The sequence below is a fragment of the Mesorhizobium sp. M7D.F.Ca.US.004.03.1.1 genome (genome assembly GCF_003998635.1).
GTDB lineage: Bacteria > Pseudomonadota > Alphaproteobacteria > Rhizobiales > Rhizobiaceae > Mesorhizobium > Mesorhizobium loti.
Genome location: NZ_RZQG01001888.1, coordinates 1 through 382, shown reverse-complemented (window position 1 = coordinate 382; position 382 = coordinate 1). Strand labels below are relative to the sequence as shown.

Below are 382 nucleotides of genomic sequence, written 5' to 3'. Positions count from 1 at the left end.
GATTATAGGAATAATCCCCGGCCCATTCCTGATTAGACCGTGACGCTTGGAATTGCTCCATCTGCCGCATTCGCATGGCCGAACCACCGGCCGAAGGCTGATTTTGCAGGGCGGGCAGGTGTTGGTGTTCATGGATCCGAAACTGGGTATACTCGGCGGAATGGGTCCGCTTGCAACTGTCGACTTCCTTGCAAAGGTTATTTCTGCCACACCCGCGAGTATCGATCAGGATCACATCCCAACGCTCGTCTATTCGGCTTCTCGCACGCCTGATCGCAGTGCAGGCATCCTTGGCATCGGGCAGTCACCGCTTGCAGCCCTTATTGAAGGCGTGAAGCTGCTTGAGCGAGGCGGTGCGGCGTTGATCGCGATACCCTGCAAC

At 56.8% G+C, this 382-nt stretch carries 1 protein-coding gene; it reads left to right on the top strand.

All coding sequences use genetic code 11. From position 1 onward, the window contains the following. Window positions 1–46: 46 nt before the first annotated feature. Window positions 47–382: aspartate/glutamate racemase family protein (locus EN935_RS40540; RefSeq protein WP_245489208.1), on the top strand; the 336-nt coding region annotated here is incomplete at its 3' end.